The sequence below is a fragment of the Francisella philomiragia subsp. philomiragia ATCC 25015 genome (assembly GCF_000156715.1).
Taxonomy (GTDB): domain Bacteria; phylum Pseudomonadota; class Gammaproteobacteria; order Francisellales; family Francisellaceae; genus Francisella; species Francisella philomiragia.
Window position 1 is genome coordinate 621,504 of sequence record NZ_DS999316.1, and the last position, 19,393, is coordinate 640,896.

A 19,393-nucleotide genomic window follows, 5' to 3' on the forward strand; every position below is an offset into this window, starting at 1 on the left:
AGTAATTACTCAAAAATCATAAGTACAATTGAAAGTATAAGCGATAATCCTAGGATTAAGTTAAATACTCTTAAATGATTTTCATTATTTAAAATTCTTTTGACTGAGCTACCTCCAAATAACCAAAATCCTGTACATAGAAATGAAACTATCATATAAATAATTGTTATAATAAGTACTTGAAACATCAAGCTCATATCAGCACTAACAACCGTATAAGTAGATACAACTCCAATTGCCATAATCCAAGCTTTAGGATTTATCCACTGAAATAATGCTGCTTGAACAAAGCTTAGTGGTTTACTACTTTTTTCATCATCTAAATTAGATGATAGAATTATCTTAAAAGCCAGCCATAACATATAAATACCGCCTACAACTTTTATCACTGTATGTAGTGTTGGATGATTTATAAAGATTGACTCTAAGCCAATCCCTATGATTAAAACCATAAAAGGAAAACCAAGACAAACTCCTAAATAATGAGATAATGTCTTTCTCACACCAAATCTTATCGATGATATCAACAACATCAAATTATTTGGTCCAGGCGTAATAGTAGATGATATACAAAATAAAAACAAAGGTATGTAGAAACTCATATAATTAACTTTAAGTTTTAAAGTAAAGATTATATCTAGAAAATAATTAATTATGATATCTTTTTCAGCAAATACTCATTATGAAATGATGATATTTTCAAAAAGATAGATATAGATAAATAGATTATTCGTCAATTGAAACGAACTTACGATTTAAAGCACCACCAACATGGAACTTAACAGTACCATCTTTAAGAGCAAATAAAGTGTGATCTTTACCACAACCAACATTCACACCAGGATGAGTCTTAGTACCTCTTTGACGCAGAATAATTGTACCTGCTTTAACAAATTCACCACCATATCTTTTAACACCTAAATACTTAGGGTTTGAATCTCTTCCGTTTCTAGTACTACCACCAGCTTTCTTATGAGCCATTTGTATACTCCTTAAATATTCTTAATAAAATTATAAACTAATAGATGAAACTTTTACCGCTGTAAAATACTGACGGTGACCTTGTTGCTTCATGCTGTGCTTACGACGACGGAACTTCATGATCTTAACTTTTTTGTTACGACCTTGTTCTACAACTTCGCCTACAACTTTAGCACCTTCTACAATAGGAGCGCCTATTTTAACTTCGCCTTCTGCTGTTTGACCCATCAAAACTGTATCAAACTCAACTTTTTCGCCAATACCAAGATCGAATTTCTCAAGTTTAACAACTTCGCCTTCTTTAACCTTGTATTGCTTACCGCCATTTTTAATTATCGCGTACATTTATTACTCCATTTATTAGATTTTAAATCCTCAGAACTGCCTATAATCAATAGACTTCTGACTTTTTGTTATTATTCCATAGTACCTAGTTACAAAACTAGACACCATATTATAACAAAATTAATTAAAAGCTCAAGTTTAAGATTAGATATTATCTACCTTTTTAGAGAACCTATAAAGCAAAACTGATCCGAATAAAACTACTACAGAAATAATATAGAGAGCAGGAGAAATAGATTTTGTAGTATCTATAATATAGCCTATCAAATATGGTGTAACAAACCCTGATAAGTTGCCCACAGAGTTGATTATAGCTATTGCAATAGCTGCTGCCATACCGCTCATCAAGGTAGCTGGTAGACTCCAAAATAGAGATACTAATGTTAAAATCCCTGCTGTGGCTAATGACATAAATATCAATGCAAAATAAATATTATTATCAAAAACTGCTATACCTAAAAAACCTATTACTGCGATAATATTTACTACTATGAAGTGATATTTTCTTTCTTTAAAATAATCAGAACTTGCACTAATAGCTATCATTGCTACTATGGCAGATATATATGGTATTGCCGATATAACACCTATTGCAAAAATATTTTTTATACCCACATTATTAATTAAAGCTGGCAAGTAAAAACAGACTGTATATAGCCCTGTAATGCCACAAAAATATATTGCAGATAACCACCAAACACGTATATCCATAAAAACAGCTAACTTTTTAGGCGATTCTTGATTTGCACAATCATTTTCTAATTGTTTGTGTAAATACTCTCTTTCAGCTTGATTTATCCATTTTGCTTTATCTATAGAACTTAATAAACTTGGTGCCATAAACCCAAGAATAATTGTAGGAATCCCCTCAATTAAGAATAGCATTCTCCAACCCCCATAATAATATTGATCAAAGATATTCATAATAAATCCAGAGATAGGGCCCCCAACGATTCCAGAAAGAGCTATCGAACTTAAAAATATGGCTGTAACTTTTGCTCTCCTATATGAAGGATACCACTCAGATAAATAATAAATAACTCCAGGAACAAATCCGGCCTCTGCTAAACCTAGTAAAAATCTAAGTAAATAAAACTGTTGCGCAGAGTCTATAAACATAGTCAAAGAGGACAAAGCACCCCACACTACCATTAAGAAGCCTAACCACCTACTAGCGCCAACTTTAACTAACAAATAATTACTAGGCACTTCAAATATAAAATAACCTATGAAAAATATCCCAGCCCCTAAGCCATATACAGTTTCAGAAAACCCAAGTTCTGACATCATTTGAATCTTAGCAAAAGAGACATTGACTCTATCTATATATGCAAGAGTAAAACATACAATTAAAAAGGGTAAAATTCGCCAACTAATTTTTCTATATATACTAACGTTCATACTCACTTTTTTAAAAAAAGTAACATTTATTAATTATATGTAATATTAATCAAAATGAAATAAAATAGTTTTATATAAAACCATAAGTAGCTTTTATATATATTCAGTGTAACACCAGCAATCAACTAAATGATCATTAACTAATCCAGCTGCTTGCATATAAGCATAAATTATAGTTGGTCCAACAAAACTCATCCCTCTTTTTTTGAGATCTTTTGAGATTTTCTCACTAATAGAAGTTGAGATTGGAACTTCTTGATGAGATTTCCAGTGGTTTTTAATAGGTTTATTATCTACAAATGCCCATATATAATCACTAAAACTATCAAACTCCTTTTGAATTTGTAGAAATGCTTTAGCGTTCTTTCTAGCAGAATAGATTTTCAATTTATTACGGATAATATTTGGATTGTCTCGAAGAGATTCAAGTTCAGAATCTGACATACTTGCAGCTTTAATAGGATCAAAATTATAAAAAGCATCACGATAAGCTTGACGTTTTTTTAGAATAGTTTCCCAATTAAGACCTGCTTGAGCTCCTTCTAATATCAAAAGCTCAAAAAGCTCCCTGTCATCATATTTAGGAATACCCCATTCATTATCATGATAGTTAGCATATATCTGTGAGTTTGAGCCAAAGCACCTTGTTTTGTTATCTATCATATTATAAGATTCACTAGTTTATTATTAGATTTATAGTATTAAAGACATAATAAAGATATTTATGACTCCAGTAAATACGTTAGTGTAGTTGGGTATATTTAAAATATAGTCTCTATATAAAATAATAAAAAAGATCAAAGATACAAACTGTTGTAAGTTTCAAATAAAGGATAAAAAATTATGGACATAAAATTCCCAACAATTGATACACTTCCTAAAAATGTTCAGGAAAAATTAAAGACTCTTCCCAATATCAATTTATATAAAAAGATGGCTACAGGTTATCCGCAAGGTTTTATACAAATGATTGATCTCATTGCTGTCATCTACTCTGATCAAAGAAAAATTCCTGACAGACTGAGAGAAATAGGGATACTAAGAATCGCTAGAAACACTAAATCAGAATATGAAAACTACCAACATTATTATCTTTCAAAAGCTTCAGGTGTAACAGACAAAGACGTAGAAATCATAAAATCAAGCTTCACTGTTACAGATCTGTCTACTGAAGAAAACTTAATCTGTAAAGTAGCAGATGAACTTTGTTCCAATTTTAAAGTCTCAGATGAAACATTAAATCAACTTTATACTAATTTTGATTATCAAACATCAACAGAAATTATAGTCCTTCTTAGCCTATATATTTTTATTGCATGCTTTATTAGTGGTGCTCGTGTAGAAATAGAAGATAATTCGCCTTTAAAGACACACAATACTCCTCTTTAAAAGCTTTCTATACTTACTCCAAACTATCTAATTCTCATTAATTAATATAGCTCTCACTTTGATATAAATTACAATCTTATCGAGATTATACAGATCGACTTCAAATAACAACCAAATCAGGGATTTAAAAAACCTATATTCACATCATTTTTTAATCAAATTAGAAAAAGTTAATCTACTACTTTACCATGACACTGTTTATATTTCTTGCCCGAACCGCAAGGACACGGATCATTTCTTTTTATTTTTGGACCTTCTCTCTTAACTTGCTGAACTTTTGGTGCTTCTTCTTGCTCTTTATCATCTTCTGATTGGTTACTATCAATAACACTTTCATGCTCGGCTTTGATTTCACTCATAGACTCTTTCCATTCTTCTTGAGCTCTTTGAGTTTCTTCTTCCGTAGCAATTCTTATCTTGGCAAGTGAAGATATAACCTCATACTTAAAGTTATCTAGCATAGTTGAAAACAACTCGAAAGCTTCTTTCTTATACTCATTTTTTGGATCTTTTTGAGCATAACCACGTAAATTTATACTATTACGTAAATGATCGATTGAGCTTAAATGCTCACGCCAGTGACTATCTAATGACTGTAATAATGAGAACTTCTCAAATTGTCTAACTGCACCGACCTCTAAGTTTTTAGTTTTCTCAGCAAATTCAAACTCTATAGCCTCTCTTACAAACTTCTTAAGATCTTCTTCTCCTAGATTATCATCTTCTTCATAAAGCTTTTGTAAGTCAATCTCTATCATAAAATCAGACTTAAGTGCCTTTTCTAGACCCTCAAGATCCCACAGTTCATGCATAGAGCCAGCAGGCACATAATCATGAAATAACTGTTCCGCCACATCTATACGAATATCAGCAAGAATTTCACTAACATCATCAGAATCTAAAAATGCTTGTCTTTGCTCATAAATAACTTTACGCTGAGTATTCACAACATTATCATACTCTAGTAAGTTTTTACGGATATCAAAATGATAACTTTCAACTTTACCTTGAGCTTTTGATATAACTTTTGACATAAAACCAAAAGCTAATGATTCACCACCTTTTAGACCTTTCTTAACTCTTTCAGCCATACTTTGAGAAGCAAAAATCCTCAAAAGATTATCATCCATTGATAGATAGAATTTACTCTCACCTGGATCACCTTGTCGAGCAGCACGACCTCTTAACTGATTATCAATCCTACGTGAATCATGTCTTTCTGAACCAATAATACATAATCCACCAGCATTTTTAACAACCTCGTTTCGCTTAACCCATTCTGCCTTAATTTGGGCAACCTCTTCTGCTGTAGGATCCTCAAGCTGTGCAATTTCAACTTCCAAATTACCACCTAAAATGATATCAGTACCACGACCTGCCATATTTGTTGCGATCGTTACATTACCTGGATAACCTGCCATGGCAATAATACTAGCCTCTTTCTCATGCTGCTTAGCATTTAATACATTGTGTCTAATTTTCTTTTTCTTCAGCAAAGTTGATAAAACTTCAGATGCTTCAATAGAAGCAGTACCAACTAATACTGGTTGACCTTTAGATATTCTTTGTTTGATATCCTCAACTATAGCATCAAACTTCTCTCTTACACTACCATATATTTCATCATGATGATCTTTTCTAATTAATGGTTTATTAGTAGGAATAATTATTACTTCTAATCCATAAATGGAGTGAAGCTCAAAAGCTTCTGTATCTGCCGTACCAGTCATACCTGCAATTTTGTTATATAGCTTGAAGAAATTCTGGAATGTAATAGATGCCATTGTCTGATTTTCAGCATTAATTTTGACACCTTCTTTAGCTTCTATCGCTTGATGCAAACCATCTGACCACCTACGCCCTGGCATAGCTCTACCAGTACTTTCATCGATAATAACAATCTCCTGATCACGCACAATATAATCAATATTAAGCTGATACAATGAATGAGCTCTCAAACATGCATTTAAATAGTGCATTTTTGTAATATTATGCGGACTATACAAATTATCATCTTCTTCAAGGATGCCCTCTTTCTTAAGCATACTTTCAATTTTTGCATAACCTTTCTCAGTTAAATATGCATTTTTAGACTTCTCATCAACATAAAAATCTTTTTGCTCTTGATCCTCGTCTAACTCTTCTTTTTCTTGCTTTTCTAAAAATGGAACTAATCTATTGAAAAGATTATACATCTCAGAACTATCATCAGATGCCCCAGATATAATAAGAGGGGTCCTAGCTTCATCAATTAAGATTGAATCAACCTCATCTATAATTACATAGTTACGACTTCTTTGGACTTGCTGTTCTTTATCATAAGCCATATTATCTCTAAGATAGTCAAAACCAAACTCATTATTTGTTCCATATGTAATATCACAAGCATAAGATTCTCTTCGTTGCTCAGGATTTAGGTCAGCCACTATCACACCTACTGATAATCCTAGGAATTCATAAATATCACTCATTAATTCCGCATCACGCTTTGCAAGGTAATCATTAACTGTAATCACATGCACCCCATTACCAGTCAAAGCGTTTAGATATGCTGGTAACGTCGCAACTAAAGTTTTACCTTCACCTGTTCTCATCTCAGCTACTTTGCCTTGGTGAAGTACTATACCGCCAATAAGTTGCACATCGTAATGGCGCATATTTTTGGTACGCTTACCAGCTTCTCTAACTGTAGCAAACGCCTCTGGAAGAAGATTATCTAATGCTTCACCTTTTGCTACTCTATCTTTATATTCTTGAGTTTTTGCTTTTAACTCTTGATCGCTAAGTTTCTCAAACTCAGGCTCTAAAGAGTTAATTTTTTGGACCGTTTTAGAAACTTTTTTGATGAATCTATCGTTGCGACTACCTATAATTTTTTGTACTAAATTTAACATTGTTAACTAACCAAATACTTAATAGTTTTAAATAAAAATAATAACCTAAATGTACATTATATAGAGTTTATAAGAAATTTAAATTAAGATAGATACATTAATTGTACGAATTTAGACCATATACCTGTCATAATGAGATATTTTAAGCTAAAGCTGCTAATGTTAATAACATTAAGTCTATTAACATCTTGTTGCTCCACAAATACTCAAAAGAAATATGATATTAGAACAAATGCTGATATTCAAAAGGCGCAAAAAACTAGCAATAAACCATCTAAAATAGAAGATCCAAATATAGAATCTATTCCACAATGGTTTATAGCAAATCAATCAAACACAGATGAAGTTTTATATGGCTTTGGTTCAGGTAAAACCTCACAACAGGCAACTCAAAATGCTCTAGCTGATATGATTCAAAGACTTCAGGTGACTGTGTCAACAACAACAAGTTTCACTAATATTTCTAACAACAATAAGGTATCTCAGAAACTTATCCAAGAGGTCACTACTTCTTCTGCAGATGTTACAATTCTAAATTATCAAGTAATAAATCAATCACAAACAGATAATACATTCTATATAGAAATTCAAATAAATAAATCACAAACCATAAATGACTTAAAAGATTTAATTAGTAGTAATATCAAACAAGCAAGTCAACTACTCTCCACTACATATAACAAAAGCTCTATTTATAGATTTAATATTACGCAACAAGTAGATAAAAATATCAAAATAATAAAATCTATCCTAAGAGCACTAGTAGTTTTATCTCCTAGTATTGATATTAATGAATACATGGAAGCCCTAAATCATATAGATAATGAGCTTTTAAATGTTAAGCGAACTATACAAATATATATTGATAAACAAAATAGTGGCTTTTTTTATAGCTCTTTAGAAAAATATCTACAAGTAAATAACTACATAACCACAGATAATAAAAACTCTGCAAATATCAGTATATCTCTAAAATTAAAAGACTATGATAACCGATTGATTAACAATTGTTACTGTATCAATACAACTATTGAGCTACAAATAACTGATAATTTATCTAGCCAATTAGCTCCTAAGCAATATGTAGTAAAGTCTTGTTCAAGTAAAGGAAGAGAATCCGCTATAGACAATGCTATTGAAATATTCTATTCTCAACTAAGTAATGCTACCAAAATATACTAGATTATTATGAGCTTAAAAATTATTCCAGAAAAAGTTGCTAATATAGATTCACACCGAACTAGAAAAAAAATTACTGAATCAACTTACGCTAGCAAAGATTTAATAGCAAAAGCTGTTAATCTAAGTACTACTATAGAAGTAGCAAATAAACAATTACATAAACTAAACCTACCATACCTAAAAGATACTCAGCTAGTCTTCTACTCTCCAACTAAGATAATAGTACAAAGTGACAAAGAAATACTAAAATCAAAAATAAAAGAACTACATAACCAGTTTATTACAAAATTAAACCAAACAACTCTGTTTTCAAGGGTTGAGAAAATAGAGCTTATCGTAGACTATTTAAACCATAAAACAAAAAAAGCTGATATAAATCCACCAAATAAAGTAGCTAAGAAGGCACTAGAAAAAATAAAACTAGAAATTAATAAATTAAAAGAATAAATATACTATTTCTCAGTAATAGTACCTAAAGCAACTTCCATCATGTTAGTGAAAGATTGCTCTCTTTGTTGAGCAGTAGTTGATTCACCTGTTATGAAGCTGTCAGATATAGTTACAACTGCAGATGCATTTTTACCCAACTCATTTGCTGTTGCAAATAAAGCAGCAGTTTCCATCTCAACTAAATCACAACCATACTTTTTGATAATTTTTTTATAATCATCAGAATTTTTTCTATAAAAAACGTCTGTACAATGTGCTTTTGCTTTTTTAAGTTCTATATTTTGTCTTTTTGCAGACTCTTCAAGATCCTTATTAAGCTCTTCTGAAGACTTAACATCGCGTGCCTTATCACCAGTTACAATTTCAACAAAATCAGATTCACAGTAACTTTCTTCAACAAGTACTACATCATAGACTTTGAACTCTTCTTTATATGAACCAGCTGAACCTACTCTAATGATATTATCAACATCATAATACTTAAAAAGCTCATAAGCATAAATGCCCATGCTCGCCATACCCATACCAGAACCCATAACACTTACTTTTTTGCCTTTGTAAGTACCTGTGTAACCAAACATATTTCTTACAGCATTAACTCTTGTAACATTTTCTAAATAGTTATCTGCAATATATTTAGCTCTTAAAGGATCACCTGGCATAATTACAGTTTTTGCAAATTCTTCTTTTCTTAATGTTTCTATATGAGGAGTAGGTAATGACATATCTTTTCCCTTTATCTTAATTTCGCTGAAGATATATTAGCATAAATTCCACAAAAATCTTAATTTTATAGCTTTTAATATCATTAACTTTAATTAAAGTATTAACTTTAAAATTATTATTCATATATGTTGGATTTTGTTATGAATATTTCTAGAATTAAAATATGTTTGTTTTGATTAATAAAAGATTTAAGTTTGTATATTTAAAGATCATTTCTGGGATTAGACTCATCAGATGAATCAGGAATATCCTCATCAGGTAAAGCAGGAGCGATAACCATACCATCATCAGTACTAGGCTTATAGCTATCTCCGTACTCACCTGGTTCACGCACATCGCGTCGTGCCATCAAATCATCTACCTGTAATGCATCTATAGTCTCATATTTCATAAGAGCATCGGCCATAGCATGAAGTATATCGACATTATCTTCCAATAACTTCTTAGCCTTGTTATAGCTCTTATCAATCAATTTACGTACTTCTGTATCTACCTCACGGATAGTAGAATCTGACATCTTGACAGATTTACCACCACTTCCACCAAATGGACCCTCATCTTCAACATCATATAAGACTGTTCCCATAGCATCTGACAAGCCCCAACGAGCTACATAATTACGAGCGATATCTGTAGCAACTTGAATATCATTAGATGCTCCTGTAGTAACATGATCATATCCAAATATAAGCTCTTCTGCGATTCTGCCGCCAAATATACTGCACAGACGTCCATGTAGAATAAGCCTGCTTTGGCTAACAGTGTCACCCTCTGGCATATACATAGTCACGCCAAGAGCTCTACCTCTAGGTATGATACTTACCTTATAAACTGGATCATGTTCAGGCATCAGTTTACCGATAATAGCATGACCAGCTTCATGATATGCAGTAAGCTTTTTCTCTTTTTCAGTCATAGCCATACTTCTTCTTTCTGAGCCCATCAAGATTTTATCTTTAGCTTTTTCAAAATCTGCCATGCTAATCTTATCTTTAGACTCTCTTGCAGCAAATAGTGCTGCTTCGTTTACAAGGTTAGCAAGTTCAGCACCAGAAAATCCTGGAGTACCACGCGCTATCCAATCAGCTCTAACATCATCGCCTAAAGCTACTTTTTTCATATGAACTTTAAGTATAGCTTCACGGCCTTTAACAGTTGGCAAACCTACATTTACTTGTCTATCAAACCTACCAGGTCTTAATAATGCCTTATCTAAAACATCTGGTCTGTTAGTAGCAGCAATTACTATAACGCCTTCATTATCAGCAAAACCATCCATTTCAACAAGCATTTGGTTTAGAGTCTGTTCACGCTCATCATTACCGCCACCCATACCTGAGCCACGATGACGTCCTACAGCATCTATCTCATCAATAAATACCAAACAAGGTGCTTTTTTCTTAGCTTGGTCAAACATGTCGCGTACACGAGATGCACCGACACCAACAAACATCTCTACAAAGTCAGAACCTGAAATTGAAAAAAATGGTACTTTAGCTTCACCAGCTATAGCTCTTGCTAGAAGTGTCTTACCCGTTCCTGGAGGTCCTACCATTAAGACACCTTTTGGAATTTTACCACCAATTTTTTCATATTTTTTTGGCTCACGTAAAAAATCAACGATCTCAGCCACTTCTTCTTTAGCCTCATCGACACCAGCCACATCTTCCAAAGTCACTTTGATCTCATCTTCGCCTAAAAGTTTAGCTTTACTCTTACCTACAGAGAAAGGACCTCCTTTGCTACCACCTCCAGCTTTCATCATCATATAGATAAAGAAACCAAAGATTAGTAACATAGGCAACCAATTCAGCAAGAATGCTAAAAATATATTTGGCTTCTCAGGTGCTTTTGCTTTAATAATAGCTTTGCTATCCTCTAACTTATTGACTAAACTACCATCAAGTAGCGGAGCATAAGTCACGAAGCTTTCACCATCTTCTGTCTTACCAGTGATAGTTCTACCATCAACGTCTACTACGCTAATCTTGTTATCTTTTAGCTTAGTTACAAATGAGGAGTAGTTAATACTTTTAGATGAGCTATTCGTATCATTGATACCATTGAAAAGCAGTAGCATCCCACCAATGATTAAAATCCAAAAAATAATATTTTTAAGCATATTATTTTTATTATCATTATTTTGTGCCATATATTTATTTTACCTTTTTCTTCCTTATGAAGTTTTAATACTAAAATCCAACTAATACTATAGTAAAAAATTCGATTATTAGCTAGTCGTTTTGCCAAATAATTGTATAAATATCAATATGATATTGAGCAATATAAATATATACTAATCTATTGATGATACTTAATTGTTGTCAAAACGAACGTAATTCTTAAATTTATAATGGATAAAAATAAAATAATAGCCTATACAATTGGTATAGTTTTTCTCATAGAGTTAATTGATGGTTCTGCACTTAATACTGCCCTACCTCAAATAGCAAATGATTTTCAAGTAAATGCGTTAGCTCTTAAGGTAGCTGTAACTGTTTATCTGTTAGCTCTGGGGCTATTTATCCCTGCATCTGGTTGGATCTCAGATAAAATAGGTTGCAAAAAACTTCTAATCATCTCTTTAATAGGGTTTATTATTTCTTCTGTAGCTTGTGGACTATCAACAAATATTATTAGCTTAGTAATATTTAGAGCCTTTCAAGGAGCCTTTGGAGCATTTACTGCTCCAGTTGCTCGTTTGGCTATGGTTAGAATATTCAAAAATGATCGACTGACAGCGATGTCAATAGTTGCAGTTATTGCTACATTAGGACCCGTTATTGGACCTTTAGTTGGAGGTGCGATGACAACTTATATTGGCTGGAGAATGATATTCTTTATTAACTTTCCTATTGTGCTAATTTGTATAATACTAATAAGCATCTACTTACCTAATATTTCGGTAGCAAAAATTAGAAAGTTTGATTTTAAAGGTTTTCTAATTCTTGGAATATCAATAGCTTTATTAATGTTCTTTATTGATCTTATGATTGATGCAAGCATACTTCCAAATATTAAATGGTTAATACTTTTATCATCTATAATTTTATTTGTAGTATATCTTCGACATGCAATACGATTAGGTGATAATGCCGTTATTAATCTAAACATTTTCAAAAACAACTGCTTTAAATATCTTACTATTATAAGCTCTACGACTCGCTTACTGATAATGGGGATGTCTTTCCTTCTGCCATTATATTTACAGACAAAGCAACACTTTTCTGCTTTTGAATCAGGCCTAGCATTAATGTTTTTTATAATGCCAGCATGGTATGTTAAAAAGATAGTAAAAAAAGTACTAATCAGCTTACATTTTTATAAGTTTTTTGTGATAACTCTTACAATAATGGCTTTTACATATTTGAGCCTAGGAATAGTCTTTATTGACTTTAACTTTTTTGCATTCTCAGTTTTACTTATAATAATCGGTATTTGTTTTGGGATGTTTACTATAGTTTGTAATGCAGGAATTTATAACTCCATTGAAAATGATGAACACATGAGTCCTGCGACAATTGTTAACAGTTCAATAATTCAACTAACAAATGCATTTGCCATATCATGGGCGAGTGTGGTTTTAGCAATGCTTTCTGGGGTTAAAGATATAAGCTTTGATTCTATTATATCTTCTTCTGCTTTTGCATGGGTTCAGGTTATATACTTTTTAGGCTTATTAGCTATCTTAGCTTATGTGATACTTTGCAAACCTAATAACTTAAATAAAGTTTCAACATCTTAATCAAAGTAAATTACTTAAGTACTTCCCCGTATAAGATTTTTTACATTTAGTAATATCCTCAGGTGTTCCTTCAAAAATTATCTGCCCACCTTTACTTCCGCCCTCTGGACCTAAATCTACTATCCAATCAGCCATTTTAATAACATCAAGATTATGCTCAATAATTACTACTGTATTACCTCTATCACGTAAATCCATAATTACTTTTAGCAGTTGATGAATATCATAGAAATGTAGCCCAGTTGTTGGTTCGTCTAAAATGTATAAAGTCTTACCCGTTGAGCGTTTTGAGAGCTCTTTAGCTAGCTTAACTCTTTGAGCTTCTCCACCAGATAAAGTAGTCGCACTTTGGCCTAACTTAATATAGGATAATCCCACGTTCATCAAAGCTTCTAATTTAGTTTTGATACTCGGAACAGCTTCATAAAACTCTAGAGCCTCCTCTACAGTCATTTCTAATACTTCGTATATATTTTTTCCTTTGTACTGTACGGCAAGAGTTTCACGATTATAACGCTTTCCTTCACAAACATCACAAGCAACATAAACATCTGCCAAGAAATGCATTTCAACTTTTATAACGCCATCACCTTGACAAGCTTCACATCTACCACCACGCACATTAAAACTAAATCTGCCAGCACTATAACCCCTTGATCTTGATTCTGCAGTAGCTGCAAATAACTCTCTTATAGGAGTAAAAACGCCTGTATATGTAGCTGGATTAGAACGAGGAGTACGTCCTATTGGCGACTGATCAATATCAATAACCTTATCTAAGTGGTTAAATCCTTTGTGAGATTTATATTCCATAGGTACAAGCGTACTTCTGTTTAGTAATCTAGATGCCAAAGGGTATAGTGTCCTATTTATCAAAGTTGATTTACCAGAACCTGATACCCCTGTTACACAAGTCAAAGCTCCAATTGGAATTTTTAAATTATCGCCTTGCAAATTATTTCCAGTAGCACCATTAATTTCAATATAACGATTTTTACTAGCTTTTAGCCTAGTCTTTGGAACTTCTATCTTCTTACGACCACTTAAGTAATCAGCAGTTAAAGATTTTTTATTTTTGATAATTGCCTGATAATCCCCAGATGCTACTACTTCGCCACCATGAACACCCGCCATTGGTCCCATATCAATAATATAATCTGCTTGTTTAATTGCATCTTCATCATGTTCAACGACGATAACTGTATTACCTAAATCCTTAAGATTATGCAACGCATCTAAAAGACGTTGATTATCTCTTTGATGAAGTCCGATAGATGGCTCATCTAATATATACATAACTCCCACTAGACCAGCACCAATTTGACTAGCTAGCCTAATGCGTTGTGCTTCACCACCTGAAAGAGTATCAGCTTGTCTTGAAAGGCTTAAATACTCCAAACCGACATTTGCTAAAAATTCGACTCTTAATCTAATCTCTTTAAGTAAATTCTCTGCAATAACTTTTTGCTGCCCTACAAATTCTAATTCATCAAGCCATTTTAATAAATCATCTATAGACAAGGCACATACATCTGCTATATTTTTATCTTCTATAAATATATTTCTAGCATATTCATTAATTCTAGCACCATTACAAGACTTACATTTGAGATTACTCATAAGCTCATATAGGTCTTTTTTGACCATATCAGAATCAGACTCATAGTATCTACGCTCAAAGTGAGGTATAACTCCCTCAAATGGCTTGACCCTAGTTTGCCTACCACCTCTAATTGAATCAATAGTCATCTTAATAGCCTCATCACCTGAGCCATATAAGATTACTTCTTGAATCTTTTTAGATAATTTTTCAAAAGGTTCATCTAATGAGAACTTATAATGCTCAGCTAAAGATTCAAATTGTGAGTAATAATACTGATTTGTCTTATTCCACTTAACAATTGCTCCATGTTTAAGTGAAATTGCTGGATCTATTATTACTTTTTTCTCATCAAAAAATTCTTTGACTCCTAGACCATCGCAACTACTACAAGCTCCTAATGGACTATTGAATGAAAAAATTCTTGGTGATAACTCTTTGAGAGCATAATCACACAACGGACAGGCATGCTTAGATGAGAATAAAATATCATCAGCAGTTTCGTTAGTCATATCTACTAATTTGACGATACCATTACCAAGATCTAAAGCAGTTTCTATAGACTCTGCAATTCGTTGCTCATTATCTTTTTTAGGCTTAAATCTATCAACCACAACTTCTATGTTATGTTTCTTGTAGCGATCTAACTCTGGATAATCTTCATCTAAATTAAAAAACTCTCCATTTATACGTACACGAATATACCCCTGTGCTAATATCTTATCTAACAGAGTATGATGAGTTCCTTTCTTTTGAGAAATAATTGGAGCTAATATCATTAAGCGTGTATTTTCATCAAACTCTAGGATTTTATCAACCATCTGACTGATTGTCTGTGCTTTAAGTTCTATTTGATGAACTGGACATTTAGCCGTTCCTGCCCTAGCAAAAAACACCCTCAGATAATCATATATCTCAGTAACTGTACCGACGGTAGATCTCGGATTGTGAGATGTTGTTTTTTGATCAATTGAAATAGCAGGAGATAGACCTTCTATATGCTCAACATCTGGCTTATCCATCATCGATAAAAACTGTCTAGCATAGGAAGATAGCGACTCAACATAACGTCTTTGTCCTTCTGCATACAAAGTATCAAATGCTAGTGAAGATTTACCAGAACCGCTTAATCCTGTAATGACAGTAAGCTTATCTCTAGGTATTTCAACATCGATATTTTTTAGATTATGGGTTTTTGCACCCTTGATGATAATTTTTTTCATAAAGAATTTTTTAGAGGAATATCCATTAGGTTAAAGATTATTTATATTCTACATCTACAATTTCGTATGTAACTTTACCTTTAGGAGTATCTAAGATAATCTCATCACCTACTTCTTTTTTAATCAAAGCACGAGCTAATGGCGCTACAACAGATATCTTATGATTATCTATATCAGCTTCATCTTCGCCCACTATCTGGTATGTAGTTTCTTCTTCTGTATCAACATTAATAACTGTGACAGTAGCTCCAAAAATGACCATACCATTAGCTTGAAGTTTTGTTACATCAATAACCTGAGCGTTAGATAATTTTGATTCTATATCTTTAATCCTGCCCTCAATAATACCTTGTCTCTCTCTAGCAGCATGATATTCAGCATTCTCTTTTAGATCCCCATGATCACGAGCTTCTGCTATAGCTTCAATAATCGCAGGCCTTTCAGTTTTCTTTAATCTACTCAACTCTGCTCTTAATGCTTGTTCTCCTGCTGGAGTCATAGGCACTCTACCATTTGTCATTATTTATTTTCTCCTTTTAATAACACACAAATTAAATTATTCACAAGTATACGCGCCACCGCCCTCTCTTGTAGGACTGTCAGTATAAACTACTCTGCCCACCAAGTTAATAACTAATGCTGCTTGATAGTTATTGTTTCTATCACAATATGTGATATTCCCATTACCGGTAGCCATAAAACCATTTGGCGCTATTCTTACGAAACCAGGATTACCTGCTAAATTAACATAGATATTTCCTCCATTCCCCTGAGGAAGATTAGCTATTATTTCATCGGTATTCCCATCATATAACTCAGTACCATTGGCGCTTTCAAAAGCTACTATTGGACCATCATTCCATGAAGTTGAATTTAAACAAGAAAAACTATTTTTATCTAACTTACCCGTTCCGTCAAAACTATCTGAATTAGCAGCACAAACAATTACAGTCTTGGCATCTGAACGAGCTTTGATAACACCATACTCAATAAGTTTTTGTAAATTAGTTAGTCTAGTTTCGGCAAATGTTTTATAGTAAAAAGAAAAGGAACTAATTGCTGCCATCATCAATATAGTCATAATGACAATAACAACCATTGTCTCAACTAAAGAAAAACCTTTTTCCTTACTAATAACCATTATTTACTTTTTACCTTCGCTATAAGCCACTTAGTTGACTCATCTAAATTTTGATACTCTGCTGAAGAGTCATCGCTCATTGCCTTTAAAATATTTTTACCAAGTTTTTTACCAAGCTCAACACCCCATTGATCATAGCTATTGATATCCCACAATACTCCTTGAACAAATATCTTGTGTTCATACAAGGCTATAAGTACTCCAAGGGTATATGGACTCAACTCATCTAGTAAAATTGTCGTACTTGGTCTATTTCCTGGAATCACTTTGTGAGGTGCTAACTGTTTTGCTTGAACTTCACTCAAACCAGAATTTAAGAGCTCATTATAAACCATATCATAAGATTGTCCAAACATTAGCGCTTGTGACTGAGCAAAACAATTAGCTAGTAAAGCCTGTTGATGATTATCATAATTATGATGACTTGTCGCTACAGCAATGAAATCAACCGGAATAAAAACATTACCTTGATGTAGAAGTTGATGAAAAGCATGTTGTCCATTTGTGCCAACACCACCCCAAAGCACAACACCAGTTTGATAATCAACACCCTCACCTGCAATATTTACTGATTTACCATTACTTTCCATATCAGCCTGTTGAAGATAGTCGACAAAATAACAAAGTCTCTCATCATAAGGGAGTAAAGCCTGTGATTGACTCTGATAAGCACAAGAGTAGTAGCTTGCTAATAGCCCCATAATAACAGGAATATTTTTATCAAACTCGGTTTCTTTAAAGTGCTTATCTATAGAGTAGGCACCTGCTAAAAGTTTCTCAAAATTATCATAACCAACTGCAAAAGCTATCGACATCCCTATTGATGACCATAATGAATAGCGACCACCAACCCAATCCCACATTTTATAGCAATGTTCAAGATTTATACCAAACTCTTCTACTTTATCTAATTTACTAGATATAGCAACAAAATGGTTAGCTACAGCTTTTTCATCTTCATAATGATCAAGTAACCACTCTCTAGCTGAAATAGAATTTAGCAGAGTCTCCTCTGTTGAAAATGATTTAGAAGCCACAATAAATAAGGTTGTCTCAGGATCAATAACATGCAAAGCTTGTAGCAATGAATCAGCATCAACATTTGAAACAAAATGTACTTTTAATCCAGTACAATGATAAGGTTGTAATGCTCTGACAACCATCTTAGGTCCAAGATCTGAACCACCAATTCCAATATTCACAATATCTGTAATTCTTTTACCCGAAAAACCTTTCCACTCTCCTGATGTTACTTTTTCAACAAGAGCTTTTACACGTTGTTTTTCTTCATTTACCTCTTTACGAATATCTTGTCCATCTATAACTAATGGAGAATTAGACAAATCGCGTAATGCAGTATGTAAAACCGATCGATTCTCGGTAGAGTTAATTTTTTCTCCAGCAAACATCTGCTGGATTTTATTTTTAAGATTAGATTTACTAGCTGACTCCAAAAGAGTTTTCAATATATTGTCATTTACAAGATTTTTTGAATAATCAAAATATATACTCTCAAACTTTAAAGATAATTTCTCAACTCTGTGATTATCTGTAGCAAACTCATGCGATAAGCTTACTTTCTGTTCTCTTAGCTCTTTATTAGAATCATTACAAAATAGCATTTAATCTATCCTTATATTTTGCATGCGATATAAACAATAAAATATCCCCACGTGAATAAGATATCTCTACCTTATCTTCTGTAGCATAATTTCTTGCACCTGTACCAGTATCTATACTCAAGCTTGCTCCGCTTAAAGGATACCTAAGACCATTATAATATATATTTTCTGCATATCCAAAAGGCATAACTGAAAACATCTTACCCAATACACCACTGACAGTATATTTTTTAGGTATAAAGAAGTATCTAGAATATATATCTATAAACTCAATTTCTATCTTTTGCATATAGTTTTTAGCAATAGTAATATTACATAAGAAATGATCCATTTCTCCTTCTGAAGCACCAAACACATAGATTTTTGAAACACCTAGAGATATTATATATTCTAGTGATTTTTCAAAATCAGTAGAATATTGATCCTTATCAATGAGAAATAGTTCATCATTTAAAACAGCAAACGAGTCAAAGTCGCCTATAACTTTTTTGACTTTTGAGTTTAAATATTTAGATTTATTGATCTTTTCGTAAGCACCATCTGCACAAAATATATCAAGATCATTAAAACTGCTCTGAATATACTTTTCACAAAAAAATAAATCAATACTACCATTTAAGAACAGTATAGCTTGTGACATTGTTTTTATATTTAGAAAATAATAGTAAATTATAACTTACTATGACAATAATCA

17 protein-coding genes are annotated in these 19,393 nt (G+C 32.6%); 4 read left to right on the forward strand and 13 right to left on the reverse strand.

Annotated elements, in window-relative coordinates; translation table 11 throughout:
* Positions 1 to 5 precede the first annotated feature (5 nt).
* The 5 genes from FTPG_RS08445 to FTPG_RS08465 form a co-directional block, all read right to left on the reverse strand.
* Entirely contained in the window at positions 6 to 602 is a 597-nt protein-coding gene (locus FTPG_RS08445; RefSeq protein WP_004288033.1) for a LysE family translocator, read from the reverse strand.
* A 124-nt stretch (positions 603 to 726) separates the two neighbouring features.
* Positions 727 to 981: a 50S ribosomal protein L27 gene (gene rpmA, locus FTPG_RS08450; protein WP_004288034.1), complete on the reverse strand. Its 255-nt coding sequence runs from the start codon at positions 979 to 981 to the stop codon at positions 727 to 729.
* Positions 982 to 1,011: 30 nt separating this feature from the next.
* Positions 1,012 to 1,326, reverse strand: a complete 315-nt coding sequence (gene rplU / locus FTPG_RS08455; protein ID WP_004288036.1) for a 50S ribosomal protein L21 — start codon at positions 1,324 to 1,326, stop codon at positions 1,012 to 1,014.
* Positions 1,327 to 1,470: 144 nt separating this feature from the next.
* Positions 1,471 to 2,727, reverse strand: coding sequence for an MFS transporter (locus FTPG_RS08460; RefSeq protein ID WP_144402391.1), 1,257 nt, complete (start codon positions 2,725 to 2,727; stop codon positions 1,471 to 1,473).
* 93 nt (positions 2,728 to 2,820) lie between these two features.
* The gene (locus FTPG_RS08465; protein ID WP_004288038.1) at positions 2,821 to 3,390 is read right to left on the reverse strand and encodes a DNA-3-methyladenine glycosylase I; all 570 of its coding nucleotides are present in this window, start codon (positions 3,388 to 3,390) and stop codon (positions 2,821 to 2,823) included.
* A gap of 180 nt (positions 3,391 to 3,570) precedes the next feature.
* Between FTPG_RS08465 and FTPG_RS08470 the strand changes: the two genes are divergently transcribed.
* A complete protein-coding gene (locus tag FTPG_RS08470) occupies positions 3,571 to 4,116 on the forward strand; it encodes a carboxymuconolactone decarboxylase family protein (RefSeq protein WP_004288039.1) in 546 nt (181 codons plus the stop codon).
* Between the two features lie 170 nt (positions 4,117 to 4,286).
* Here FTPG_RS08470 and secA read toward each other — a convergent pair whose 3' ends face one another.
* Positions 4,287 to 7,010, reverse strand: coding sequence for a preprotein translocase subunit SecA (gene secA / locus FTPG_RS08475; protein ID WP_004288040.1), 2,724 nt, complete (start codon positions 7,008 to 7,010; stop codon positions 4,287 to 4,289).
* Positions 7,011 to 7,142: 132 nt separating this feature from the next.
* Here secA and FTPG_RS08480 point away from each other — a divergent pair, with 132 nt between their 5' ends.
* Entirely contained in the window at positions 7,143 to 8,192 is a 1,050-nt protein-coding gene (locus tag FTPG_RS08480) for an LPP20 family lipoprotein (protein WP_035722641.1), read from the forward strand.
* 6 nt (positions 8,193 to 8,198) lie between these two features.
* The gene (locus FTPG_RS08485; protein WP_004288042.1) at positions 8,199 to 8,639 is read left to right on the forward strand and encodes a hypothetical protein; all 441 of its coding nucleotides are present in this window, start codon (positions 8,199 to 8,201) and stop codon (positions 8,637 to 8,639) included.
* Between the two features lie 5 nt (positions 8,640 to 8,644).
* Here FTPG_RS08485 and deoD read toward each other — a convergent pair whose 3' ends face one another.
* Entirely contained in the window at positions 8,645 to 9,367 is a 723-nt protein-coding gene (gene deoD / locus FTPG_RS08490) for a purine-nucleoside phosphorylase (RefSeq protein ID WP_004288043.1), read from the reverse strand.
* A gap of 203 nt (positions 9,368 to 9,570) precedes the next feature.
* Positions 9,571 to 11,520: an ATP-dependent zinc metalloprotease FtsH gene (gene ftsH / locus FTPG_RS08495; RefSeq protein WP_035722643.1), complete on the reverse strand. Its 1,950-nt coding sequence runs from the start codon at positions 11,518 to 11,520 to the stop codon at positions 9,571 to 9,573.
* 201 nt (positions 11,521 to 11,721) lie between these two features.
* Between ftsH and FTPG_RS08500 the strand changes: the two genes are divergently transcribed.
* Positions 11,722 to 13,113, forward strand: a complete 1,392-nt coding sequence (locus tag FTPG_RS08500; RefSeq protein WP_004288045.1) for an MFS transporter — start codon at positions 11,722 to 11,724, stop codon at positions 13,111 to 13,113.
* Here FTPG_RS08500 and uvrA read toward each other — a convergent pair whose 3' ends face one another.
* The 5 genes from uvrA to FTPG_RS08525 are packed head-to-tail and all read right to left on the reverse strand — an operon-like array spanning position 13,114 to position 19,339.
* Positions 13,114 to 15,936 carry an excinuclease ABC subunit UvrA gene (gene uvrA, locus FTPG_RS08505; protein WP_004288046.1) on the reverse strand — a complete coding sequence of 941 codons (2,823 nt, stop codon included), beginning with the start codon at positions 15,934 to 15,936 and terminating at the stop codon, positions 13,114 to 13,116. It lies immediately after the preceding gene.
* 37 nt (positions 15,937 to 15,973) lie between these two features.
* Complete coding sequence (gene greA / locus FTPG_RS08510) at positions 15,974 to 16,456, reverse strand: transcription elongation factor GreA (RefSeq protein WP_004288047.1); 483 nt, start codon at positions 16,454 to 16,456, stop codon at positions 15,974 to 15,976.
* 36 nt (positions 16,457 to 16,492) lie between these two features.
* Complete coding sequence (locus FTPG_RS08515; protein WP_004288048.1) at positions 16,493 to 17,077, reverse strand: GspH/FimT family pseudopilin; 585 nt, start codon at positions 17,075 to 17,077, stop codon at positions 16,493 to 16,495.
* The gene (gene pgi, locus FTPG_RS08520; protein ID WP_004288049.1) at positions 17,077 to 18,699 is read right to left on the reverse strand and encodes a glucose-6-phosphate isomerase; all 1,623 of its coding nucleotides are present in this window, start codon (positions 18,697 to 18,699) and stop codon (positions 17,077 to 17,079) included. The genes FTPG_RS08515 and pgi overlap by 1 nt, the downstream gene beginning before the upstream one ends.
* Positions 18,686 to 19,339, reverse strand: coding sequence for a thiamine diphosphokinase (locus tag FTPG_RS08525; RefSeq protein WP_004288050.1), 654 nt, complete (start codon positions 19,337 to 19,339; stop codon positions 18,686 to 18,688). Before FTPG_RS08525 ends, pgi begins: the two co-directional genes overlap by 14 nt.
* Positions 19,340 to 19,393: the final 54 nt, after the last annotated feature.